The 3,734-nt window shown below is 69.4% G+C and carries 5 protein-coding genes; all 5 read right to left on the reverse strand.

The window, feature by feature from the left end; genetic code table 11:
* Nucleotides 1–637: 637 nt before the first annotated feature.
* The 5 genes from ACWGH1_RS35050 to ACWGH1_RS35070 all read right to left on the reverse strand — a co-directional run bounded on the left by ACWGH1_RS35050 (nt 638) and on the right by ACWGH1_RS35070 (nt 3,571).
* On the reverse strand, nt 638–1,123 hold the full coding sequence (locus tag ACWGH1_RS35050) for a hypothetical protein (protein ID WP_453356755.1): 486 nt from the start codon (nt 1,121–1,123) through the stop codon (nt 638–640).
* A 1,026-nt stretch (nt 1,124–2,149) separates the two neighbouring features.
* Nucleotides 2,150–2,371 carry a helix-turn-helix domain-containing protein gene (locus tag ACWGH1_RS35055; RefSeq protein ID WP_453356756.1) on the reverse strand — a complete coding sequence of 74 codons (222 nt, stop codon included), beginning with the start codon at nt 2,369–2,371 and terminating at the stop codon, nt 2,150–2,152.
* Nucleotides 2,371–2,856 carry a DUF2975 domain-containing protein gene (locus ACWGH1_RS35060; RefSeq protein WP_453356757.1) on the reverse strand — a complete coding sequence of 162 codons (486 nt, stop codon included), beginning with the start codon at nt 2,854–2,856 and terminating at the stop codon, nt 2,371–2,373. The genes ACWGH1_RS35055 and ACWGH1_RS35060 overlap by 1 nt, the downstream gene beginning before the upstream one ends.
* Before the next feature lie 71 nt (nt 2,857–2,927).
* Nucleotides 2,928–3,218 (reverse strand): hypothetical protein, encoded by a 291-nt coding sequence (locus ACWGH1_RS35065; RefSeq protein ID WP_453356758.1) that lies wholly within the window; start codon nt 3,216–3,218, stop codon nt 2,928–2,930.
* Nucleotides 3,215–3,571 carry a hypothetical protein gene (locus tag ACWGH1_RS35070; RefSeq protein WP_453356759.1) on the reverse strand — a complete coding sequence of 119 codons (357 nt, stop codon included), beginning with the start codon at nt 3,569–3,571 and terminating at the stop codon, nt 3,215–3,217. The genes ACWGH1_RS35065 and ACWGH1_RS35070 overlap by 4 nt, the downstream gene beginning before the upstream one ends.
* Between the last annotated feature and the right edge of the window lie 163 nt (nt 3,572–3,734).

Below are 3,734 nucleotides of genomic sequence, written 5' to 3' on the forward strand. Positions count from 1 at the left end.
AAGGAACGGACGCTTCCTTTGTACTCACCCTCGCGGGCTTTCCTCCGGGCGCTTCCTTTGTTCTTGTGTTTCCGACTCTATCAGACTCTTTCGTGTCCGATTCCCGGTCGAAGCGGGGTTCGCTTTCCAGTTCTCCGCTTTCGCGTTTCCCTTTCCGGCGAGTCCGACTCTATCAGAACTTTTCCACCGGATTTCCCGGCTTCAGAATCCTGATGAAGGAGTCGAGGAGCCCCGGTTGGAATTGCCTTCCTCGGGGGCGTGTGCCGAGCCTCTCAGCTCCAGGCAACTGTTCAACTCTACATCTCTCCCAGGGCACCGTCAAAACGACGCGGGCCGCGGTGCCAGGGCTGCTGCCGCGTGTTGCTGACTGGCGCCCAGGGCACGCGTCGAGACCGTGCCACCGCCCCGGCACGGCCGTCACCGCCGGCCCCCGAGACCAGGACGCCGAGCCGCACCCGCTGCTCGCTCCCGGCGCCCCGCGAAGCCGCCCGTGCTCGCGGGGCCCTGCATGGGATGGCAGCGATCCGGCCCTGGTGGGCGCGGGGTCCTGCCCGTCACCTGGTGCCTGGAGGGCAGGTGGTCCTGGCCGACAAGCGCTTCACCGGACGGGCGTCGAAGCCTTCTGCACGGAAGCGGCTCAATGTTCATCTGTCCCGTGCCGGACCGTAAGAGCTCGTAACTCGATCATGAGTTGGGCTTGTTCAGGCGTCTCCAGCAGAAAGGCTGCGGACGAGGGAGACGGTTCGGTGCGGCGTTCCCGGCGGATGGCAAGTCGTTTGAAGTGGTGGAGCAGGACGAAGGTCTGCTCGACGACATAGCGGAGCTTGCCGATGTCTTTGATGTTCGGGGCGCCCTTCCGGGAGGTGACGGGCAGGACCCGGCGCTTGCGCAGCTCGTCGTCGCGGTTGGGATTGGAGTCGTAGCCCTTGTCGCCGAGCAGGGCCTCGGGGCGCCGAGGCCGGCTTGGCCGACCGCCACCGATGGGGTGCCGTCGACCAGGGCGAGGGTCTTGGTGACCTCGTTGACGTTGGCCGCGGTCGTGATGACTTTGAGCAGGGTGCCGCGTCCATCGCAGATCAGGTGGCAGCTGGTCGAAGACCCCGGCCTGCTGCCACCGCTCCAAGCGCCGCCGGCAAGTTTGCCGCGAGCCGAACCCGGCTCAGGCGGCAGGAGTTGCCGGGCCATCCTGTGACGAGCTCCAAGGACGAACCGGTCCGGCGCGGAGACCCGCCAGGGTCCAGCCGTCATCGACGCCCTCAAGAGCCAGCTCAACCTCAAGCGGCACGGCGGGACGGCGGGACGGCGGGACGGCGGGACGGCGGCAGCGGCATTCACTTCGTCCCGGCGGCTTCCGCTGCCCTCCTCAGCCGGCGCCATGGTCCCGGGCCGCTCGGCTCACTCGCCCCGCACCGATCGTCGACCCGTCCGGAGGCCTCGCGTCGGAGCACAGCGGTATGAAGTCCTCCGGCAGCCGTGTGGGCGGCCTGGTGGCCGAGCCCAGTCCAGCCCGTGGCGATGCACCGGAGGACGTTACGGCCGGCCGGACCAAGGATGCGGAGGACCTCGCACAGCGCCGTTCCCCCGTCCCCGGGCCACGGGTCGCGTGCCGGGTGCCGGGTGCCCATGCCCGCATCGGGTCGCCGAGGACGCAACAAGAGGACACCCGCACGACCTGGGCACGTCGGCGGGTGCGCAGTACGGACAGCCTGGGCGGTGGTCGAAGTAGATGCCTGACGAGTCCGTCGACGCGCGCATGCGCCGCCGTATCGCGCGACTCGACCGGAACCACATTCCCGCACCCCTGGCGGCCCGACGCCGGGAGCCGGGGCTCCGGCTTCAGTCGTATGCCGCCCACCTCGAGATCATGTGAGCCCGAGCAGAGCGAGCAGTCGGCCGGCGTCGCGGGCGTTGCGCCGGAGGCCGGCAGTGATGCCGCTCTGCTCGGCAAGGCGAGGTTTCGAGGCCCGCAGCCCTGGCCGCTGCGCGGCTGGTCTGCCGTCGACCGGAACCGCGTGCGGCTGATCCTCGGCACCAGCGCGCCGGCCGACCCGTGGCTTACCGCCTGGCGCCCCGCCTCGCCGTCGATGCGGCCCAGCAGCCGCCGTACCGTCGTCCCGCCGACAGGCGCCGGTCCCCAACTGGGCGAACTTCATCCGCCCACGGTGTCCTCGGCCTCCCAGCGCAGCAGGTCGCCCGGCTGGCACCTGAGCACCTCGCAGAGGGCGGCGAGCGTCGCGAAGCGGACCGCCTTGGCGCGGCCGTTCTTGAGCACCGCCAGGTTGGCCGGAGTGATCCCCACGCGGTCCGCGAGCTCACCCACGGACATCTTCCGCTTGGCCAGCATCACGTCGATGTCGACGGCGATCGGCATCAGATCACCCCGTCCAACTCGGCCTGCATGTGCGCCGCTTCGACGTCCCGCGCGACGGCCTGGGCGAGCAGCATCCGCAGCACGAGCAGGATGAGGGCGACCCCCAGAATGGCCACGCCGACCCCGCCCATGATGACGGTGACGCCCGGGTCGTCCCGCTGGCCCGGCGCGTTGACGGCCGTGACCGCGAACCACACGAGGGCAGCCGCCACGATCGCGCCGATCACGCCGTCCACGTACCTGAAGGCGGCATGGGAGAACACGGTCCCGCGCCGCACCATCGTCACCAGCCGCCACACGCAGACCAGGGCGACCTGGACCGACACCATGCCCAGGATCGTGATGCAGCGCAGCGGGGTCAGCGGGAGAGTCCCGTCTTCCGGGTCGGTGGCCAACGCCCACACCATCATTGCCTGTACGAGGACGGTACCGCTGAGCACCACCACGAGCACGGCCCGCAGCGCACCCACTGTCAGCTTTCCCACGGCCCATCCTTCCATCGAATCACGATGGGAATCTATCGAATCTCGATAGACGCGGCAAGGGCCGAAACATGTCAGAGGTTGACCCGCTTGAGGTACACGCGGCTGCGATGGGGGATAGTCTGGTACCAGAGCATCAGGTGTTCGTCCTCGTACGTACGCAGCCGCATCGGGTGCGGGTCCTCGTAGAGGCTGCCGTCCTTGGGGTCGATGGCCATGGAGGCCAGGTCGACCAAGCCGTCCATCACGGCGCCGACGAGGCTCTGCTGTTCCACCGGCATGTCGCCGAGTACCCACACCCGCCCGGGATCGCACTCCCACGCCCAGCCGCTGTCGTTCTCCACGCCCTCGCCGCGCGAGGTCACTGGCCGATCTCCGCCTGGGCCTCGGCGAGGATGCGGCTGCTCGTCTCCATGGCGGCCCGGAACTCCTGTTCCGTCGCCCGCGGATCCCCGGCGACGCGCTCTGCCTCCAGGAGCGCCGCCGACCGCGCCGGCCACCGATGGATCGCCACGTGCGTGGCCCACTTGATCAGGAAGAACCGCAGCGGGTTGATGGCCCCGGTCTCCGCGGCCCGGTCGAACGCCTCGTTGCATTCCTTGTCGAGCGCGGCGAGGCTCGCCATGTCGATCCGCCGTACCGCATCCCGCAGCGCTTCGCGCGTCATGGCCGGCTGGGGGATGAGCGGGCCGCCGGCGTCCAGCTGCTGTGCTGTCATCTGCCCTCCAGGGGAACGCGGCCAGGATACCCAGCCCCACCACACGGCCGAGCGGCTTTCGATCCCGGAAACGCAGAAAAGCCCCGCACCGTGCCCCCCGGAAGGGGCTGGTGCGGGGCTTTCCCACAATGATTGTTCGGCGGCGTCCTACTCTCCCACAGGG

The sequence above is a fragment of the Streptomyces sp. NPDC054883 genome (genome assembly GCF_053610645.1).

Excerpts from the sequence above, each read along its gene's own strand:
- ACWGH1_RS35055 (WP_453356756.1), bottom strand. The coding sequence starts at position 2,371 with ATGCCGATCGCCGTCGACATCGACGTGATGCTGGCCAAGCGGAAGATG.
- ACWGH1_RS35070 (WP_453356759.1), bottom strand. The coding sequence starts at position 3,571 with ATGACAGCACAGCAGCTGGACGCCGGCGGCCCGCTCATCCCCCAGCCG.